Raw genomic sequence first — 20,860 nt, forward strand, 5'->3', positions numbered from 1 at the left:
TTTAAACATCCAAATTCGCCACATCCAAAGCATTCTTGACGATGAAATCCCGGCGGGGTTCGACGATGTCGCCCATCAGGGTGGTGAAGATTTCGTCGGCGGCGATGGCATCCTGGATTGTGACTTGCAGCAGGCGGCGGCTGTTGCTGTCCAGCGTGGTTTCCCAGAGTTGTTCCGGGTTCATTTCGCCCAAACCTTTGTAGCGCTGGATGTGTTGGCCTTTTTTGACTTCCCGCATCATCCATTCGAAGGCCTGTCTGAAATTGGCGACGTGTTGCTCGCGTTCGCCCATGCGCATGACTGAGTGTTCGCCGAACATGTTGGTGGTGTGTTCGACGTAGGCGGCGATTTTTTGGTAATCGTTACCGGAAAAGAACGGTGCGTGCAGGACGAAGGTTTTGGTGATGCCGTGTAGGCGTTTGTTGACGGTGACGTCGAAGTCTTCGCCGTCGCGGTAGTTCAACTCGCTACTGAATACGGCTTTGTGGTCGCCGGCGTTCAGGTTGCGTTCCAGTTGCGCGAACCAGGCCGACAACATTTGCGGGTTGGCTCTGATCTCGGCATTCAATACCGGCATGTAGGTCATTTGTTCCAGGTACAGGTCGTCGTAACGTCTGGACAGGCGTTGGATCGCGTTCATGACGTCGGCAAACTCGGTAGCGAGTTTTTCCAGGCCCGGCCCCTGAATAATCGGCGTGTCGGGATCGGTTTGCAATTGGGCTTTATCCAGCGCCATTTGGATCAGGTACTGGTTTAAAGCATTGTCGTCTTTGACGTAATGTTCCTGCTTGCCTTTTTTGACTTTGTAGAGCGGCGGCTGGGCAATGTAAATATGGCCGCGTTCGACCAGTTCCGGCAGTTGCCGGTAGAAGAAGGTCAGCAGCAAAGTGCGGATGTGCGAGCCGTCGACGTCGGCATCGGTCATGATGATGATGCGGTGGTAGCGCAGTTTGTCGACGTTGTATTCGTCTTTACCGATGCCGCAGCCCAGCGCGGTGATCAGGGTGCCGACTTCTTCCGATGAAATCATCCGGTCGAAGCGGGCGCGTTCCACATTAAGGATTTTACCTTTCAAGGGCAGGATGGCTTGAGTGCGGCGGTCGCGGCCCTGTTTGGCCGAGCCGCCGGCCGAGTCCCCTTCCACGATGAACAGTTCGGACAAGGCCGGATCTTTTTCCTGGCAATCGGCCAATTTGCCGGGCAGACCGGCGATGTCGAGCGTAGTCTTGCGACGGGTCATTTCCCGGGCTTTGCGGGCCGCTTCGCGGGCTCTCGCCGCATCGATGATTTTGCCGGCGATGGCTTTGGCGACTTGGGGTTGTTCCAGCAGGAATTCCTGGAGTTTTTCGTTCATGGTCGATTCGACCAGCGGCTTCACTTCCGACGACACCAGTTTGTCTTTGGTTTGCGACGAGAATTTCGGGTCGGGTACTTTGACCGACAATACGGCGGTCAAACCTTCGCGAGCGTCGTCGCCGGTGGTGGCGACTTTTTCTTTTTTCGCCAGACCGTTGGTTTCGATGTATTGGTTGATGGTGCGGGTTAGCGCGGCGCGGAAGCCGGCCAAGTGGGTACCGCCGTCGCGTTGCGGAATGTTGTTGGTGTAGCAGAACACGTTTTCCTGATAGGAATCGTTCCACTGCATCGCGACTTCGACAGTGACGCCTTCTTTTTCGGCTTGAAAGTGAAACACTTTCTCGAATAGCGGAGTCTTGTTTTTGTTCAAGTGTTGCACGAAAGCGCTGATGCCGCCTTCGAATTCGAACACGTCTTCCTTGCCGCTGCGTTCGTCGCGCAACGAAATTCTGACGCCGGAGTTGAGGAAAGACAGTTCGCGCAGGCGTTTGGCGAGAATGTCGTAATGGAATTCGATGTTGGTAAAGATGGTCGGGCTGGGCTTGAAGTTGATATAGGTGCCGCTGCCTTCGGCCTCGCCCACCACCGCCAGCGGTGCCACCGGTTCGCCTAGTACATATTTCTGCGTGTGCAGTTTGCCGTTCTTGCGGATTTTCAGGGTCAGTTCTTCGGATAAGGCATTTACCACCGATACGCCGACACCGTGCAAACCGCCGGAGACTTTGTAAGCGTTGTCGTCGAATTTGCCGCCGGCATGCAGTACGGTCATGATCACTTCGGCGGCGGAGCGGCCCTCTTCCTTGTGAATGTCGACCGGGATACCGCGGCCGTCGTCGGACACCGATACCGAACCGTTTTCGTGGATCACCACATCAACGCCTTTGCAGTATCCGGCCAATGCTTCGTCTATCGAGTTATCGACGACCTCGAATACCATGTGATGTAAACCGGAACCGTCATCGGTATCACCGATATACATGCCCGGACGTTTTCTGACCGCGTCCAGACCTTTCAGTACTGTGATATTCGAACTGTCGTATTGTTCACTCATGAGGGTATCCAGTGTGTTGTACCGCAAGGTGGTTTGTCGTTGCTATCGCATTCGACAGATCATGCGTTGGTGATGGAGGATTCTAGTTTTTATTGTTCGTTCCACGTGAAACATCAATGCTCGGTAATCTTGCCTTGTTCCACGTGAAACCATTTGTAGTTATCGATGTTACTCAAATCGCCGAAGTCGGCTATTCCAGTGCTGCTGATAAATATTTGGCATTCAAGTCCGACCAAGTATTTTAGCAATTTTGCCCTGTTATCTGCATCCAATTCCGCGGTAAGGTCGTCTATCAGGATACAGCAGGTATTGGGACTGTCCCGATTCAGCAAGGTGACTTGCGCTAACAACAAAGCTAATACCAACAGCTTCTGCTGACCGCGGGACAAGTAGTCCTTGGCTAAGCGTTTGCTGAAGTAGGTTTGGAAATCGGCTCGATGCGGACCGCTATGGGTAAAGCCGTAGCGCATGTCCTTGTCCAGATCGGTTTTTAACGCCTGCTCCAAATTCAATTTGTCGTCCCAGCCGGTAAGGACACGCAATGCCACGTCGTCGCTGCCTAAAAAATACCCGGCCATTTCCAGAAACACCGGCTGCAAAGCGTTCAAATAGCTCAGGCGGAAATCTTTGATCATCTGGCCGTATTCCGCCAGTTCCCGATCCCAAGCCGAAATTTGCCGAACTTGCCGACTCTTGAGTAACGCATTGCGCTGCTGCAAGGCTTTACTGTAATTACGCCAGCAAGACAGAAAATTCCTGTTTTGATTGAAAATCCCCCAATCCAAAAACTCTCTTCTGATTTGCGGTCCGGAATCCAGTAAACGGTAGCTTTTCGGATGGATCAGCTGCACCGGCAGCGCATAAGCCAAATCGGCTTTCTGCCGGTTTTCCTGGTCGATACGGATTTCGCATTGCTTGCTATCGATTTGAATCCCGAGCTGACTGACCGATCCGTTTTGCTGCCGATTTTGCGCTGCGACCGTCAATTGCGATTGATCGAAGGCGATGGCTTGCTTGATATGGGTGGTTCGAAACGACCGGGCGCGACCCAAGATGAAGATGGCCTCCAACAACGAACTTTTACCGCTGGCATTGGCCCCGGTAATGAAGTTGATGGACGGCGACGGCGAAATGCTGGCGGACTGGATGTTCCGCACCGCCAGAACATCCAACTTTAACAAAGTCATGCCGGGAAGCGGTTTACATCCGCATCGGCATTACGATGAATTTGAACAGGGCTTGTTCGGGCTCTTCGACAAAACAACTGCTGGCATTGCTGGCAATGGTCAAGACAGCCATTTCCGAATCCAGATTGGTCACCGCATCCAGCATGTATTGCGAATTGAACGAAATCGTCAAAGGCTCGCCCTGGTAATCGATCACCAATTCTTCCTCGGCTTCGTCATGCTCAGGATTGTGGGTACTCAGCTTCAGCGAATCGTCGGCAATATCGAAAGTAACGCCTTTGTATTTTTCGTTGGACAAAATCGCCACCCGGGTCAAGGCTTCCCGCAACAATTGTTTTTGTATCAACAGCGGCGACATGAAACTCTGGTTGAACACCTTGCTGAAATCCGGAAATTTGGCGTCTATCAATTTGGACGAGAACACCACATCCTTGTAATAGAGTTTGATGTGATTATTGGAGAACTGGATATTCAACTCGGCTTCCGGGTCGTCCAACAGGCGGCTCAATTCCTGTACCGCTTTTCTCGGCAAAATAATGCGGGCTTCACAGCCGGTAGCCTGGCCAATGTCGTCCTCGTAAATCGACAAGCGGTGGCCGTCGGACGCCACTAATTTCAATTTTGAATTGCTGACATGCAGCAACAAGCCGTTCAGATAGTAACGCACATCCTGGTTGGCCATGCAAAACACGGTTTTTTCCAGCGCTTTCTTTAATTTGCCGGCGTTCAATATGAAATCGTATTCGTAGTTGGATTCGTTGAACTCCGGATAGTGTTCGGCCGGCAAGGTGCTCAACGAAAACCGGCTGCGCCCCGATACCAATTTCACCTTATCGTCCTGCAACTCGAAACTGACTTCGGCCGCAGGCGGCAGCAAGCGGCAAATATCCAGAAACTTCCGCGCCGGGACCGTGATCTCCCCCGACTTTAATATTGATTCGATATTTATCTTCGAGACAATTTGGATTTCAGTGTCGGTACCGGTCATTACCAATTGGTCGTCGCTGGCTTGCAACAGCACGTTGGAAAGAATGGGCATGGTTTGCCGTTTCTCGATAACGCTAACGATTTGCTGCAATGGAGCGAGAATTTGATCTCTGCCAATAATAAATTTCATATCAATATCTTTTCTCTATTGTTATTACTATGAAAGCAAAACCTGTGGAAAAATAGTTTTTATCTCTAAAAATCAATAGCTTTACAGCATATTGATTCTGTACGCTAACCGTCGCCGTGCTTGTTGAGCAGTTGTGGAAAACCGGCAACGGCAAACAAGGCTACAAGTTGTCCACATCTTTTGCCGACATTATCCAACATTCTTTTCAACAGTTCGCTCTCCTTATTATGGAGGAAACAGACATGTCTCTCATTGGAAATGTGGTTTGTTTGGATTGGTCTGTGGCTGTTCGGATTCGTACCGCGTATTTGTCGACCTTGATGCATCATCGTAAATTTCCGCCACTTCGTAGTTGGCTAGCCCGACCGACCTCCCAACAGCCAATCATAAATAACTTATTAAATCTTTTATTTTTGTTATTACTATTAGGCAGAAAAAATTTGTGGATAAGTCAATTTTTATAATATTTTTCATATGGATGTAGTCCCTGTAACTCTGTACATCCTGCGCATCGACGCCTGTTTCAAGATTGTGGATAACACCTCAGGTGGGTTTTATCCGGATGTTATCCACAAGATTTAACAAATTTTGCCGACAAGCTTATCAACAATGTTTATAAGTCCGATATGCTGAATTTGGAGGACGAACCGATAAACCCGTTGTAAGCCGGCCGATTGGCCTAAAATGGTAACGGCTCATTTTTTCAAGGAGAACTTATGCTGGTACTTGGCGTGGATATTGGCGGATCCGGGATCAAAGGTGCGATAGTCAACACCGAAACCGGAGAATTGGTGTCGGAACGGCATCGTATCGACACGCCGCAGCCGGCGACTCCGGAAGCGGTGGCGGCGGTGTTGGCGCAATTGGTGGTGCATTTTCACTGGAACGGACCGGTAGGCTGCGGCTTTCCGGCCGCGGTGCAACACGGTATAGCCTTGACGGCCTCCAATATTTCCAAGGCGTTTATCCAAACCGATATCGACAAATTGTTTTCGGAAGCGACAACTTGCGCCTGTTTCAACGTCAACGACGCCGATGCCGCCGGCATTGCCGAAATGCGTTTCGGTCATGGCGTTGATCAAGCCGGCGTGGTGTTGCTGGTGACGGTAGGTACCGGTTTGGGGACAGCGTTGTTCACCGACGGCAAGTTATTGCCCAATACCGAGTTGGGCCATATCTTTTTAGAGAACGGCGTCACAGCCGAACGTTATGCGTCCGATGCGGCGCGCAAGATCGAGGACTTGGGTTGGAAGACCTGGGGTAAGCGTTTCAATATTTATTTAACGACGATGGAAAAGTTGTTCTGGCCCGACTTGATCATTCTGGGCGGTGGCGCCAGCAAAAAGCTCGATAAATTCCAGGACCAGCTCGCACTCAGCACACCGGTAAAACCGGCCGCATTTTTAAACCAGGCCGGCATCGTCGGCGCCGCACTGTTTGCCAAGTCGAAACTTTAATTGGGGTAAGCCAGCCGGCTTTGGCGTTGCGATTACTCGTCCGCTTTACCCGGTACGATGATTGCTTGGTTTTACGCCGGTTGGGGAAGCTTTTTACGGTCGGCGTGTCCTGGCAGCTAAGTTTCTCTATATTTCCGCTCTATCCAACCGCAGGCGTTAACCATGGCAATCAGCGTTTTCGATATCTTTAAAATCGGTATAGGCCCTTCCAGCTCGCATACCGTTGGGCCGATGCGGGCCGCAATGGCCTTTGCCCGGAAATTGGAACAGCAAGGCCTAATCTCCGAAGTCCGCCGGATTCAGGTCGAACTTTACGGTTCCTTGGGTGCCACCGGTAAAGGCCATGGTACCGACAAGGCGGTGATGCTGGGTCTGGAAGGTGAAGCGCCGGACGCGGTCGATCCAGATTCGATACCGCAGCGGTTGGCGCAGATTCGCGAAACCGGTTCGGTGCGGTTACTGGGCTTCCATCCGGTGGCGTTCAACGAAAAGTCCGATTTGCTGTTTCAACGTAAAGTGTTGCCCTATCATTCCAACGGCATGCGGCTGACCGTGTTCGATGCATCCGGCGCCGAATTGGTGCAGGCCGATTATTATTCGGTCGGCGGCGGCTTCGTCGTGACCGGACCGGAAGCGGCGATAGATCGCCTGAGCAACGACGATACCTGCTTGCCTTATCCGTTCAACACCGGCGACGGCTTGCTGAAATTGTGCGCGACCCATCGTAAATCGATCAGCGAATTGATGCTGAGCAACGAGAAGGCCTGGCTCAACGAATCTCAGATCCGCGAGCGGTTGCTGACGATCTGGCAGGTGATGCAAGCTTGTGTCGAACGCGGCTTACGCGAAGAGGGCATTCTGCCCGGCGGCATGAAAGTCAGACGTCGCGCCGCCAACCTGTATCGGCAACTGACCGGCGAAATTCCGCGGCAGACTCCGAGCATGCCGGTTGGGACGATGGAGTGGGTGAATTTGTTTGCACTGGCGGTCAGCGAAGAAAATGCGGCCGGCGGCCGCGTTGTCACCGCACCGACCAACGGAGCGGCCGGCATTATTCCGGCCGTACTGCATTATTACTGGAAATATTGCGACGGCGCCAACGAGGACGGCGTGATCCGCTTTTTATTGACCGCGGCGGCCATCGCGATTTTATACAAAGAAAACGCTTCGCTGTCCGGCGCGGAAGTCGGATGCCAGGGTGAGATCGGCGTGGCCTGTTCGATGGCGGCCGGCGCCTTGGCCGAGGTGTTGGGCGGGACGCCGGAGCAAGTCGAAAATGCCGCTGAGATTGGCATGGAACATAATCTGGGTTTGACTTGCGATCCGGTCGGCGGCTTGGTGCAAGTGCCTTGCATCGAGCGCAACGCGATGGGCTCGGTCAAAGCCATCAATGCGGCGCGGATTGCCTTGCGCGGTGACGGTAAACATTTCGTTTCGCTGGACAAAGTCATCAAGACCATGCGCGAAACCGGCGCCGATATGAAAACCAAATATAAGGAAACCTCGCGCGGCGGTTTGGCGGTGAATTTGATCGAATGCTAACACGGCATTCGGTCACAGCCCCGGATGCCATGTCGGGTTAGCCCAGCGGTTTAACCGGCGGCGATTTTCGGTTCCAGCACCGCTACCGGTTGGTCACGCAGATACCAACCGTAATACAAGGCGTAAGCCACCAAAAACACCAGATACCCGGACCACAGTATGTCGGACAAGTAATGGCCGCCGGCGGTCATCCGGGTAAAACCCATGGTCCAGGCCAAACCCAACGTGAGAACCAAATACAGCGTTTTGTAGTTTTGTGCCAAAAAATACAGCGCAAAAAAAGCGTATCCGACCGAGCAATGTCCACACACGAAGGACTTGTCCGGGCTATGGCCCAATTTTGCCGGCGGCACGTAAGCGTATTCGCCGCCGAATTCCTTGGTATGCACCGGCCGCGGCCGGCCCCAGTGATCTTTGACGATCAGATTGACGACCAACCCCGGACCTATCGCAATCACCAGCAAGATGTACAAGGCCTGACGCCGAAAACTGCGGAAATCGTCGTACAGATGGCTCAGCAGGTACATCAGAAGTGCAAACCCGCCGGCAGTGATGGTGAATGGAAAAGCGTAATCGTAAAGAAGTCGCCAGAACCACCAATCCTGTTTCGGCCAAACCCCGCCGGCGTTACCGGGGTAAAAAAACAAACCGGCCGCCCAACGGTCCAAATTGGTGAACCAAAACAATGAGGTTGTGGCCGCGGCCAGCACGGCCAGACCGATTAATTCATAGTAGTGACGCTTAGACGTTTCCATTCATCATCCTGGTTATTGTGGCGACTCCATTACAGTTAAGCCAGAAATGCGCCAAAAAGGTATACCAGACCTAAGCTATTGAAAAACAACAGTCAGAAATCGGGCCGGCGGTTTTTTAATTGGTTTTTACCTGTACATCTAGGTTTAATTCAACCAATCGATCGGCCGATTTGCACCAGTTTCGTGCGTTACACACCGACGATCGGGCACAGTCTAAATGACGATCCGATCGTTATTTTTTAATTCCAAACTGTCGCTAAAAAGCGCGCAGTTTGGCAGCGGGCAAGTGTTAGCGCTCGTAACCACTTTCGTTTCATCCTGATTCATTCCTGTACTTACCGGCAGCGGACTACACTTGTGAGTCAACCCGACGCCGGAAAGGCCGAAAGGTGAATGTCCAGTGACTTTAAAAGAATAAAGGAAGAAACCATGAAACCATTTCTATTGAATGCGGTACTTGCCGGTTTGTTAGGGTCTGCCGTTGCAGCGCAAGCTGCCGACGTCTGGCAAAAAGTTGAAGTAACTCCGGGCCAATATCCGGTGAAAATCGGCGATACGCAAAAACTGGTGATGCCCAGTTGCGCATTCGGCCAACCCTATTCGTTTTACGTAAAACCGGGTAAGGCCGACAAGGTCTTGTTGTATATGAATGGCGGCGGCGCTTGCTGGAATTACCAGACATGTAACATTGTGCCGGGCCAACAGGCCAGCTATGTGCCGTCGGCCGATGTGGCCAATGATCCGAATCAAATGGCCGGTTTGCTGGACGCCGAAGATCCGGAGAATCCGTATAAAAATTGGACCATGGTGTTTGTGTCTTATTGTACTGGCGACGTATTTTTAGGTTCCAAGGATACGGTTTACCAAAATCCGTTTAATCCCGATCCGACCGATGCGGTAGCCATTAAGCACCGCGGCTTCGACAACTTTCTTTACGTACTGGATTACTTTAAACGTGAGCGGAAAAACAAATTCAGTCTGTTGAATGCCGGCGGCGTAGACATCGATAAAATCCTGGTCGCCGGTTCCAGTGCCGGCTCCTACGGTGCTGCATTGAACTATCCCTGGGTCCAAAAAATGTTGGGCAAGGACGCCAAAGTTTCGTTGCTCGGCGACGGCGGCATGGGAGTGATTACCGACGGCTTTTTGGCTTCCGGCGTATTCGGCCCCAGTTCGGGTTGGAACATCGATACCAATCTGCATCCGATATTCAAAACCTTGCCGGCTGCTCCGGCTACCGATTTCCTGCCGAAAGTCTACAGAACCCTGGCAGCGCAATATCCGAAGGAACGATTTGCTCAATACACTACGGCTTACGATGTGGTGCAAAAATTATTCTTGAACATCATGGAACAAAGCGACGGCGTGCCGGCCGACCAAGTCTCCGGTTTCGGGAGTTGGAGTTTTAGAATGAACACAATTGCCGCCGGTTTAAAAACGGCCTTGCCGAAAAATTACCGGGCTTACATCGATCCGGGGTGCAATCACACGATATTCCGGTTCGACGAGTTTTATACATCTGCCTTGAACGGCATCCGGTTCGTGGATTGGGCCAAGGCGATAGTCACCAACGATGCCGCCGACTGGCAAAATCTGAGTTGCACGCCCGGTGTCGATTGCGGCGAGCAGAATTTAACCCAGGCAGGGGTGTTGACTTGCTTGGCTAGAAGTTTCGGCACCCCTTAATGGACAATTCATTGACTCTCTAGCCGATCCGGCCTGAACTTGCGGCGACGACGGTCTGCAAACGACTGGTCGCTCGCCGCTTAAACCGGGTGCCTGAATCGGTGGCGCATTCTCATGATGCCACCGATGAAAACCGCCTGGTGTAACTTTTTTTACGTTCTTTCGAGTAAAGTAATCCGGAAAACTAAGAACGAACTGAAGATGCGACTCCGGTTGCGTTCGCAGTTTAGTGACAGCGGCCGGCATTTATCTTTCCAATCCGATCAGAGCGTAACGATGAACATACTGCAAACTCGAGGCGGACGCAGTTTTATTGCTTCGCCGAAAACAACTCTGCGTTGGACGCTAGCGCCGACTATTAACCCGGCCCTGTTTATCTCTGGTTTTCGGTTTGGGCCGAGGCTGTCGAAACCCGCAGCGGAATACTCTTCGATCAACTCGAAGCGAATGGTATTTAATGGCCGATCTAATAAGGGCGGCGGCTCGTTAACGGCTACCAGATCTGCGATTTTCGGCCTAGTTTGCCTCGCCGCTGCCTTTCCGCTTGCTGGCCGCGCCGAATTTATCACTCACCCGCTCGACCAGGCACCGCCAGCGCAGCCGGCCGAAACCTCGGCAACGCCATCGTCTCAAACCCCGCCGCCGGTTCAACCCAGCCAGACCGATATTCAGGCGCAGTTCGGCGCAAAGAAATTGGGCACTTGCAGCATGACCTACAAATTGGAGGGATTTTCTCTGGCGTATAAGCAATACGACGGCAGTGGCGAAATAAGCTGCCGTAACGGCGAAAAGGCAAAAGTCTTGCTGTCGTCGAAAAGCATCGGTTTTACCATCGGCTATTCCAAGATCGAAGGTGAAGGCTATTTCACCGACGTCAAATACCTCAGCGAAATATACGGCGACTACATTTCTTTGGGTAATCACTTCGGTTTTAAGAACTCGATCGATCGGCAAGTGCTAACCCGTGGCGAGATATCGTTGGTGTTGATCGGTAAAGGCCAAGGTTTCGATATCGGTTTTACCATTGGCGATTTGTCGATCAAACCGAAATAAATTGCAAATTTACTTAAGAGACTCTCGTTGATGGAAACAGGGAATGGGTTGCTGTTGGCCGCGTCGCTGCTGGCGGCGTTGGTGGGTTACGCGCTGTGTGCGTGGCGAGCCGGCAAACGGGAGCGGAATTGGTTTAGCCAAATTGAGCAGCAGCAACAGCAGATACAGCAGCAAGCAGTAAAACTGGCGGTGGCCGAAGAACGCCTGGTCTTGTTGGCTCAACGCGAATCGGATGTGCAAGAGTTGCAGCAACAATTACTGGTTTTGAAAACCGAAAACGCCGAGCTAAATACCCGCCAGCAGGAACAACACAAGCATAACGAAGAAAAAATCCGCTTGTTGCAGGATGCGGAAAATCAACTGAAAACCCAGTTCGAAAATCTGGCGCATCGAATCTTCGAGGAACGCGGCAAGCAATTCGTCGAGCATAACAAGACCAGTATCGAAACCCTGGTGGCGCCGCTGAAGCAGCAGCTCGGCGAGTTCAAACAGCGGGTGGAAAGCGTTTACGACAACGAAACCAAGGATCGCATCAGCCTGCGCGAGGAAATCGTTTCATTGCGCCGCGATACCCAGAAAATGAACCAGGAAGCGTTGAATCTGACCCGCGCTTTGAAAGGCGACCACAAGGCCCAAGGCAATTGGGGCGAGATGATTCTGGAAAAAGTGCTGGAGCAATCCGGCCTGCGCAAGGGCATCGAATACGAAACTCAGGGCGCGTTCCGTGACGAGGACAACCGGTTGTTCAAACCCGACGTGATCGTGCGCCTGCCGGACAACAAGGACGTGGTGATCGATTCCAAGGTGTCGTTAAATGCTTACGAGCGCTACTGTGCCAGCGACGACGATGCCGAACGGACCGAAGCGCTGAAGCAACACGTCGAAGCAGTGCGCGCTCACATCAAAGGCCTCAGCGGTAAGGATTATTCCAGCCTGAAAGGCTTGCGTTCGCTGGACTTCGTGCTGCTGTTCATGCCGATCGAAGCCGCTTTCATGGCCGCGTTTCAAGGCGACGAAAAACTGTTCAACGACGCCTTCGAACATAAAATCGTCGTCGTTACCCCAACCACGCTGTTGGCAACTTTGCGCACGATTCAAAACATCTGGCGCTACGAACAACAAAACGAGAACGCCCGGCTGATCGCCGACAAGGCCGGCGCGCTGTACGACAAAATCCGCGGCTTCGTCGAAGACATCGAAAAACTCGGCAACCAACTCAGCACCGTGCAAAAAACTTACGACGGCATCGTCAACAAACTCAGCAGCGGCCAGGGCAATCTGTTGCGTCAAGCCGGCGCGCTCGAAGAACTGGGCGTGAAAGTGAAAAAGAAACTGCCCAAGAGCCTGACCGAACAAATGGACGCCGGTGACGACGCATGAGTTTGGACTACGCCACGCTGGAGCTGCTGAAACAAAACCATCCGGCCTGGCGCTTGCTGCGCTCCGACCATGCCCCGCTGATCGCCGGTTTTCTACACCGGACCTTTGTCGCCCCCAACCAGCGTCTGATCGGTCAGGCCGATCTGGCCGAAGCGCTGGAAGACGAGCTGTTTGCCTTACGCGTACGGCTGGGTAACGTTGCTTTTCCCAAGCCCGCACTGGACTACCTGAACGATTGGGCCGGCAACGACAAGGCTTGGTTGCGCAAGTTTTACCGGCAAGGTTCCGACGAGCCGTTTTTCGACCTGACGCCGGCCACCGAAAAAGCCATCGCCTGGCTGGGCAGCCTGACTGAACGCGCCTTCGTCGGCACCGAATCGCGGTTGTTGACCTTGTTCGAATTGCTCAAACAAATCAGCGAAGGCAGCGAAACCGACCCGGAAACCCGCATCGCCGAACTGGAAAAACGCCGTACCGAACTGGACGCCGAAATTGCCCGTATCCGCGCCGGCGATCTGGCCCTGCTGGACGACACCGCGTTGAAGGACCGCTTCCAGCAATTCACCGCACTGGCCAGGGAACTGCTCGGCGATTTTCGCGAAGTCGAACATAATTTTCGCGGCCTGGACCGGCGGGTGCGCGAGCGCATCGCCTTATGGGAAGGCGGCAAGGGCGAATTGCTGCAAGACATCATGGGCGAGCGCGACGCCATCGCCGACTCCGACCAAGGTCGGAGTTTCCGCGCCTTTTGGGATTTTCTGATGTCCAGCCGCCGCCAGGAGGAACTGTCGAGCCTGCTGGAAAAAGTTCTGGCCCTGCAACCGGTCGCCGAACTAAGACCCGACGCCCGCTTGCGCCGGGTGCATTACGACTGGCTGGAAGCCGGCGAACACACCCAGCGCACCGTCGCCGAACTCAGCCGGCAACTGCGCCGCTTTCTCGACGATCAAGCCTGGCTGGAAAATCGCCGCATCATGGAAATCCTGCACGGCATCGAAGCCAAGGCCCTGGCCTTGCGCGACAACCAGCCGCCCGGCGAAGTCATGGCGATCGCCGAAGCCGCCGCCGACATCGAGCTGCCGATGGAGCGCCCGCTGCATACGCCCGCCGTCAAGCCGCGCATCGAAAGCATCGTCCCGCAAACCGGCGACGAAGACCTGGACGCCGCCGCGCTGTTCTCGCAAATCGTCATCGACAAAACCCAACTGGCCCGCCACATCCGCCACGCCCTGCAAGACAAAGCGCAAATCACCTTGGCCGAACTCTGCCGCGCCCGCCCGCTGCAACACGGCCTGGCGGAACTGGTCGCCTACCTGCAACTCGGCGGCGACAGCTTCAAAACCACGGTCGATGAAGCCGCCGAAGACGTGATCGTCTGGCAAACGCTGGACGGCGACGGGCGGGAATTGAGCCGGCAAGCGCGGTTGCCGAGGGTGATTTTTGTCAGGTGATGATTGGCGGTCGTCACTTTTTTGTTGTTGGCCCGGAATGTAAATAGACTAATAAATTTCAATATGTTACGCTAATGAGTAAATTTACTCAGTAACGTAACATGAAATATTCCCGTCCCCAGGAAGCCCTACTCAAAACCCGTCTCAGCGATTCTGTTCACTTCATCAATCTACTCGCAGGCCCAAGGCAGGTTGGCAAAACCACCATTATCCGCGACATCGTTTTTGCCGAGCCGACGCAAGGCTATTACGTGTCCGTGGACGACGAACCGAACCTATCTCTCTATGAAATGGCTGGTGCGGTTGCAGCTATCTCGCCACCTCAAAGAAAGGATAAAGCCTGGTTGGCATTTCATTGGCAGGAAGCCAGAAATCGCGCCGCTGCCTGGCTTAAAACCGCGCAAAGCGACGAAGCCTTTGTGTTTGCGATAGACGAAATCCAAAAAATCGAGGATTGGTCCAACATCGTTAAGGGCCTATGGGATGCCGACCGCGCAAACGGCGTACCCATGCATGTGGTATTACTGGGTTCCGCACCGTTGCTGATGCAAAAAGGCTTATCCGAAAGTCTGGCCGGGCGCTACGAAACCTTGCCCGTTAGCCATTGGGGCTTTGCTGAAATGCAGGAAGCCTTTGGGCTGACGCTGGAACAATACGTCTACTTTGGCGGCTATCCAGGTAGCGCCTGGCTGATTAAAGACGAAACCCGCTGGCGCCGTTACGTACGCGACAGTTTGATTCAGCCCAATATCGAAAAAGACATCCTGCAAATGGTGCGCATCAAAAATCCGATGCTGCTGAAACAGTTATTCGAACTGGGTTGCCATTATTCAGGGCAGGAACTGTCATTGACCAAGATGATAGAAGCCATCATCGAAGCCAAGCATACAGAAACGCTGGCCGATTACTTACATCTATTGACCGAAACCAAGTTATTGGCCGGCCTGCATAAATATGCCGGACAGGAGGTGCGCAAGCGTAACTCGGCGCCCAAACTGCATGTGTTCAATACCGCCTTGATGTCGGCCTTGCAGGATTACAGTTTCGCCGAAGCTCAGGCCGATAGAAGTTATTGGGGGCGCTTGGTGGAAAGCAGCGTAGGTGCACACCTACTCAATACTATCGACGAAGATACAAAACTTTACTACTGGCGCGAAGGCAACCAAGAGGTCGATTTCGTGTTGGCCAAAGGCAAAAAATTGACGGCGATAGAGGTCAAAAGCGCACCCAAGCCGGTGGTATCTGCGGGATTGAACGTGTTTGGAGAAAAGTACCCGCACGCCAAAAAAATATTGGTTGGCGCTGGCGGTGTGACGTTGGCGGAATTCCTGTCTCAACCCGCCGAAGATTGGCTGGAATAATTCATGCTGTATCGCGTCTCCCGAACCGTTACCGAAAAAGCTGCGGACGACAGTCCCGCAGAAAGCCGTACTATCGCCGATTACAGAGACCGGCCGGCCTATGTATTGCTCGGTGAGCCCGGTGCAGGCAAATCCACGCTGTTCGAGCACGAAGCGAAGCTTACCGGCGGCTATTACATTTCAGCCAGAGACTTTATCGATTTGGATAGTGAGGAATGGCGGGAGACAACCTTGTTCATCGACGGCCTGGACGAGGCCCGAGCCGGCAATGACCACGCGAGAACGCCCTTGGGTGCTATTAGAGGCAAACTCAATAAATTGGCTTGCAAACGGTTCCGCATCTCCTGCCGCGAAGCCGATTGGCTGGGAGGACTGGATAACAAGGATTTAGCGAAAGTCAGCCCGTCCCAAGAAATCACCCATTTATACTTAGATCCATTAAGTATCGGCGACGTGACTGCGATACTCGCCAACGATGACCGTGTCGGCGATGCGGATGGTTTTATCGACAAAACTCAACGCTTCGGCCTATCCGGTTTGCTGGACAACCCGCAAACCTTGGATATGTTGATCGATGCCGTCAAGGGTGGACGGGAATGGCCTAAGACCAAGCAAGAGATTTATCGGCTGGCGGTCGAACAATTAGCTGTGGAATTTAACGATGAACATGGGGTTGCCGAAAAATCCCCCGTTCTTATTCCAGCCTTGCTCGATATGGCGGGCACGCTGTGCGCGATTCAATTGCTCGCCAACCTATCCGGCTTCAGCGAAGGTTATCCACAACGGGGCCGCGTCAGCCTTGTTTCTCTCGATCTTCCCCCGGCGACCCAAGCTGCCTTAAAGACCCGTTTGTTCAGAAAGGTGGGAGACGAATACAGCTATGTGCATCGTAGCATCGCTGAATATCTGGCGGCTTATTTCATCGCCGGCAAGATCAAGCAAGGTTTGTTGGTCAATCGAGTATTGGCATTAACGACCGGTGTAGACGGCGGCATTGTTGCCGCGTTGCGCGGCTTGATGGCTTGGTTGGCGGTATTGTCGGAGCCGGCGCGCGACCGCTTGATCGAAATCGATCCCTTGGGAGTGGTGTTGTATGGGGATGTGCAGTTATTTTCTACGGCAAGCAAAGTAAAACTGTTGAATGCTTTGAAAGTAGAAGTCACAAAAACGAGCTATTCGCGCTACGAATGGGACGAGCGATCTTTCGCTGCCATCACGACTAGAGACATGGCCCCATATTTATTTGAATTATTCAATAACCCTTCGCGGGAACAACCGGAGCAAAGTGTCTTAGATTGTGTGTTAGATGGTTTATACCACGGTGAAGTGATCGAAGAACTGAAGCCCTCGTTGTTAGCTGCAATTAGAGATAGTTCTTACTGGGAAGGGATTCGAGTTCGCGCATTACAGGCGTTTATGCACCAATACCCGCAAGACTCGAGTAATTTGTTGGCCCTCGCCGAGGAGATTCGTCAAAACAAAATTGAAGACAACAAGCGGCTTCTGGGTTTATTGCTTTATAAATTATTTCCAGATTTTATTCCTGCCAGGGATATATTGCAATATCTAAAGCCAATTCGAAATCATAATTTAGTGTCGCACTATGATATTTTTTGGCGAAGTGAATTTAGCAAGCGCGTGGCCGATGAAGATTTGCCAATTGTTCTTGATAAATTAGCTGGGCTTGGTGTCAATTTACTTAAAATCTCACCCGTGCAAGACCTATTTTCAATGGCTGGTGAATTGCTGGTTAGGGGGGTAAACACACACGGGGTATTTATTCCAACAGAAAGATTATATAGCTGGCTATGTATTGGACAGCATGATTACCACTCTAAATTACGGAGTGAACATAAGAAGAAAATACGTGAATGGCTTGAAAAACAACCGACTATTTATTTGTCTCTTTTCGAGTTTGGTATTTTACAAATAGACAAAGGTACTAACAATATATCCAGCGAGTGGTATAAAAAAATCCGATCTCGATTTTACGACGCCACCCCGCCGAACACCTTTGGAGTCTGGTCTTTGGCAAAGGCTGAAAATTGCGACGATTTTAAAATCGGTTGCGAACTCGTTCGCCAGGCTTTTACAGCTTTGATAGACGAGAGAAGCCATCATGGTTTGTCACTGGAATATTTTCAAGGTTGGATAAGCCAGCACGATCAATTTTGTAATTTTTACGAATCGTTAATTCTTAATCCTATCGAAGATTGGCAATATGAGCATGCACAGTCTGAAAATCACTGGGAAAATGAGCAAAAAAAACAATTAAAAGAAAGACTAGATTTTTTTAAGAAGCATAAAACTGAAATAACGGGAGGCGGAGCCCATCCTCATGTTTTTCATAATCTTGCATCAGCTTACTTTGACCATTTTAGCGGTATCAATGGAAGCACCGGAGAACAACGTTTATCGGACTTTTTAAACAACGATACCGAACTCATACAGGCTGCAAAAATCGGTTTAAGAAAAATATTAGATAGAAGAGATTTGCCTGAGCTCGATGAGATATTTGCGCTCGCCTTGGAGGGCTGTGAACATTATATTCGTTTGCCTTTCTTGGTATGCATGGAAAAACTCTATCAAGAAACCCCTTCTATATTATTTAACTTAACACCTGATTTGATCAGTAAGGCTCTAGCCTTTTGGTATACCTACGGATGCGGAGATGAGCCGGCATGGGTTAAACCATTAAGTTTATTGAATGAAGAATTAACCGCTAAAGTTTTAATTGCCTATGTTGGTGCCATGTTGGCCGGAAAAAAACAACATATCCATGGACTCTATCAGTTGGCACATGACGAAGCCTATAAGGAAATTGTCAAACTGTCGGTAATTCCTGTATTCAATAAGTATCCGATCAGGGCTACGGCGCAGCAAAGTAGTCATTTAGAATGCTTGCTCAAAGCAGCTATTAATTGGTTAGATAAAAATGAGTTAATGGTACTAATCGATAAAAAACTGGCTTGTAAGGGTATGGATGTAGCCCAGCGCGTCTATTGGCTGATTACTGGGTTGATTATTCGACCGGAAAAATATCAGGATTTATTCAAAAAGGAGTTGTACGGTAAGGCAACACGCATCAATCATTTATCCGCTTTTTTATGCCCAAGTTGGAAGATAAGAAACGAAACTTACGCATTACCCGCTTCGGCCGTCGGTTTATTGATTGAAATGTTTGGACCTCGTTGCTCGCCGCGTATGGAAACTGGTGCTCATTTTGTTGGTAGAGCCGAAAATGAACGAGATTATGTTCGGTATTCTTTAGATTTGCTTGCGAGCGATCCAAGCGAAAGCAGTACTGAGGTTCTCTACTCTTTATCGACGCAATCAAAATTGGCCGCTTGGCACTCACTAATCCGCGACGCCCACCAAACTCAACAAATCAGCCGCCGCGAAGCCTTATTCAAACATCCCGACGCTTCCCAAGTCATCGAAACGTTGAACAATCAAAAACCGGCTAATGTCGCCGATTTGGCCGTGCTGGTGTTCGATTGTTTGCAGCAATTGGCGGAAGAAATGCATGGAGGCAGTACTAACCGCTACCAAAATTTTTGGAATTTAAAGGGCAAGGAAGCGTTAAGCCCTAAAGAACCTTACTCCGAGGAAGACCCTAGGTACGAAGAGGTTGGTCGCAATTATTTGGTTGATCTCCTGAAACCGATGCTCACGAAATACGCTGTCGCCGTCGAACCGGAAGCATTGCAAGCTAATGAAAAACGCGCCGACATTAAATTGTCCTTCATCCACGAGGGCCGATCGTATTTCCTACCCATCGAAATCAAGCGCGATTACCACCGCGAACTGTGGAAAACCATTCATCAACAATTAATACCGCGCTACACCATCTCCCCGGAAACCGAAGGACGGGGCCTGTATCTGGTGCTTTGGTTTAATTTCAAAAAGCTGCCAACGCATCCCCAAGGCCTGCCGCCGCCCAAGTCCGCCTCCGAACTGGAAGAAATGCTGGAGGCCACATTGACGCGGGCGGAGCGAAAATTAATTGATGTCTTTGTTTTAGACGTTTCGGCGTATACCGGGCCAAGCCGGTAAAATGTCGGCAAAATTCGCAATTGATAATTTCTTAAGGTAATCATGACCGATACGGACGACGAAACTTCACCCCAATACGACCTTCGGCAGTTGTAATCCCGCTACTCAAAGGCGTGATCTATCAGGAATCTGACAGGGTCGTAGGATGCGGTAAACAACGTGCACCGCATCGTTCGCGATTGGTGCGGTTCGTAAACTCACCACACCCTACAAATAAATTAAAGTCTGCCTATACCATCAAGCGTCGGCTCCCATAAAGCTCCATGACTAACCGGCTTTATTCACCGAGCAACCGCCGCGCCAGCAAAGCCTGCATGTCCCGCCGTCCGTCGGCGATCAGATAAACATAGACTTGTCGGGCTATGATGCGATAGACGATGCGGTAGGGTTTGAAGAAGACTTGGCGGTATTCCTGTATCCCCAGCGCCGCAAGTTCTCTCGGGAAATTGCCGCGTTCCGGGAAACTCGCCAAGTCGTCCAGCGTTTGCAACAACTTGTCCAGGACGGCATCGGCATTGGCCGGCGTATCGAATTCGGCGATGTAATCGTAAAGGCTTTCCAAATCCTGCTCGGCGCCGCGAGTCAGCAGCACTTGATAGGCAGCAGGCATCAGCGATTCGTCTTTTTCGCGCGCAGCCGGGCGGCGACTTCGGCCGCGGGTTTGGCGTTGCCGTCCGCAATGTCGCGGTTACCCAAGGCCAGTATTTTCAATAAGGCCAGGGTTTCCTGGGTTTCTTCGTAGGAGGCTACGTCCTGCAACACGGCCTTGGCTTCGCCGTTTTGGGTAATGACCAAAGGTTCGCGGCATTCGGCCAGTTTTAATAGCACTTCGGCGGCGTTGGCTTTCAGGTAACTGATGGGTTTGACTTGAGACGAGAAGCGCATGGAGGCACCGATGAATTTATAAAGGACTTAATATAGTCTTTTAATAGTCCGGCGACAAGTATCGAAATTGCTTAAGGAATGAATTCGTAACATTCGTGCGATTAGGCTTCGTTAATCGCACCTACACAAGCTGCCGGCGGTTATGAGTTACGGTTTTCTGAAGCTGCTGTAGCAAAGGCAGCAATTCGGGAATATCGGTTTGGATGACGCTCCATAGGGTATCGTTGTCGATGTCGAAATAACCATGAATCAAACGGTTGCGGGTGGCGATGATCATGCGCCAGGGTATTTGCGGATTGTTTTCGCGAATTTCGCCGGGAATATGGGTTGCGGCTTCGCCGATCAATTCCAGGTTGCGGACAGTGGCATCGTAGTTTAATCCGCTATCGACAAAGCGCTGCTGATCGAGGCCTTCGGTCTAAATGAGTACTTTTTCGGCAAACGTCAGCATATCGTCCTGATAAAAACGCCATTCGCGCGCGGCGGTTTCAGACATCGATGGTGTCAGAAGTGGCTCCATTCG

General features: G+C 51.5%; 14 protein-coding genes and 1 pseudogene. 8 read left to right on the plus strand and 7 right to left on the minus strand.

Annotation, left to right across the window (positions count from 1 at the left end; translation table 11 throughout):
• Window position 1 precedes the first annotated feature (1 nt).
• The 3 genes from gyrB to dnaN all read right to left on the minus strand — a co-directional run bounded on the left by gyrB (window position 2) and on the right by dnaN (window position 4,711).
• Window positions 2-2,407 (minus strand): DNA topoisomerase (ATP-hydrolyzing) subunit B, encoded by a 2,406-nt coding sequence (gene gyrB / locus C2U68_RS14750; protein ID WP_140913236.1) that lies wholly within the window; start codon window positions 2,405-2,407, stop codon window positions 2-4.
• A gap of 113 nt (window positions 2,408-2,520) precedes the next feature.
• Entirely contained in the window at window positions 2,521-3,594 is a 1,074-nt protein-coding gene (gene recF / locus C2U68_RS14755; protein WP_140913237.1) for a DNA replication/repair protein RecF, read from the minus strand.
• A 13-nt stretch (window positions 3,595-3,607) separates the two neighbouring features.
• Window positions 3,608-4,711, minus strand: coding sequence for a DNA polymerase III subunit beta (dnaN, locus tag C2U68_RS14760; RefSeq protein WP_140913238.1), 1,104 nt, complete (start codon window positions 4,709-4,711; stop codon window positions 3,608-3,610).
• Between the two features lie 716 nt (window positions 4,712-5,427).
• Between dnaN and ppgK the strand changes: the two genes are divergently transcribed.
• The gene (ppgK, locus tag C2U68_RS14765) at window positions 5,428-6,168 is read left to right on the plus strand and encodes a polyphosphate--glucose phosphotransferase (RefSeq protein WP_140913239.1); all 741 of its coding nucleotides are present in this window, start codon (window positions 5,428-5,430) and stop codon (window positions 6,166-6,168) included.
• A gap of 162 nt (window positions 6,169-6,330) precedes the next feature.
• Window positions 6,331-7,710 carry an L-serine ammonia-lyase gene (locus tag C2U68_RS14770; protein ID WP_140913240.1) on the plus strand — a complete coding sequence of 460 codons (1,380 nt, stop codon included), beginning with the start codon at window positions 6,331-6,333 and terminating at the stop codon, window positions 7,708-7,710.
• Window positions 7,711-7,760: 50 nt separating this feature from the next.
• On the opposite strand, the gene C2U68_RS14775 is transcribed toward C2U68_RS14770, so the two are convergent.
• Window positions 7,761-8,465: a phosphatase PAP2 family protein gene (locus C2U68_RS14775; RefSeq protein ID WP_140913241.1), complete on the minus strand. Its 705-nt coding sequence runs from the start codon at window positions 8,463-8,465 to the stop codon at window positions 7,761-7,763.
• Window positions 8,466-8,894: 429 nt separating this feature from the next.
• Here C2U68_RS14775 and C2U68_RS14780 point away from each other — a divergent pair, with 429 nt between their 5' ends.
• From C2U68_RS14780 to C2U68_RS14805, 6 genes are all read left to right on the plus strand, one after another.
• Entirely contained in the window at window positions 8,895-10,151 is a 1,257-nt protein-coding gene (locus C2U68_RS14780; protein WP_186289626.1) for a pectin acetylesterase-family hydrolase, read from the plus strand.
• Window positions 10,152-10,859: 708 nt separating this feature from the next.
• Window positions 10,860-11,204 (plus strand): hypothetical protein, encoded by a 345-nt coding sequence (locus C2U68_RS14785; RefSeq protein WP_140913243.1) that lies wholly within the window; start codon window positions 10,860-10,862, stop codon window positions 11,202-11,204.
• Between the two features lie 30 nt (window positions 11,205-11,234).
• Window positions 11,235-12,584 carry a DNA recombination protein RmuC gene (locus tag C2U68_RS14790; protein WP_140913244.1) on the plus strand — a complete coding sequence of 450 codons (1,350 nt, stop codon included), beginning with the start codon at window positions 11,235-11,237 and terminating at the stop codon, window positions 12,582-12,584.
• Complete coding sequence (locus C2U68_RS14795; protein ID WP_140913245.1) at window positions 12,581-14,035, plus strand: DUF3375 domain-containing protein; 1,455 nt, start codon at window positions 12,581-12,583, stop codon at window positions 14,033-14,035. Before C2U68_RS14790 ends, C2U68_RS14795 begins: the two co-directional genes overlap by 4 nt.
• A gap of 101 nt (window positions 14,036-14,136) precedes the next feature.
• Complete coding sequence (locus C2U68_RS14800) at window positions 14,137-15,396, plus strand: ATP-binding protein (protein ID WP_140913246.1); 1,260 nt, start codon at window positions 14,137-14,139, stop codon at window positions 15,394-15,396.
• 3 nt (window positions 15,397-15,399) lie between these two features.
• Window positions 15,400-19,452: an NACHT domain-containing protein gene (locus tag C2U68_RS14805; RefSeq protein WP_140913247.1), complete on the plus strand. Its 4,053-nt coding sequence runs from the start codon at window positions 15,400-15,402 to the stop codon at window positions 19,450-19,452.
• A gap of 277 nt (window positions 19,453-19,729) precedes the next feature.
• Here C2U68_RS14805 and C2U68_RS14810 read toward each other — a convergent pair whose 3' ends face one another.
• The 3 genes and pseudogenes from C2U68_RS14810 to C2U68_RS14820 all read right to left on the minus strand — a co-directional run.
• Window positions 19,730-20,062, minus strand: coding sequence for a type II toxin-antitoxin system RelE/ParE family toxin (locus tag C2U68_RS14810; RefSeq protein WP_140913248.1), 333 nt, complete (start codon window positions 20,060-20,062; stop codon window positions 19,730-19,732).
• Complete coding sequence (locus C2U68_RS14815; RefSeq protein ID WP_140913249.1) at window positions 20,062-20,337, minus strand: type II toxin-antitoxin system Phd/YefM family antitoxin; 276 nt, start codon at window positions 20,335-20,337, stop codon at window positions 20,062-20,064. Before C2U68_RS14815 ends, C2U68_RS14810 begins: the two co-directional genes overlap by 1 nt.
• Before the next feature lie 121 nt (window positions 20,338-20,458).
• Window positions 20,459-20,740, minus strand: a pseudogene (locus C2U68_RS14820) (DUF86 domain-containing protein); the annotation flags it as partial.
• Window positions 20,741-20,860: the final 120 nt, after the last annotated feature.

The sequence above is a fragment of the Methylomonas koyamae genome (assembly GCF_006483455.1).
Taxonomy (GTDB): Bacteria; Pseudomonadota; Gammaproteobacteria; order Methylococcales; family Methylomonadaceae; genus Methylomonas; species Methylomonas koyamae_B.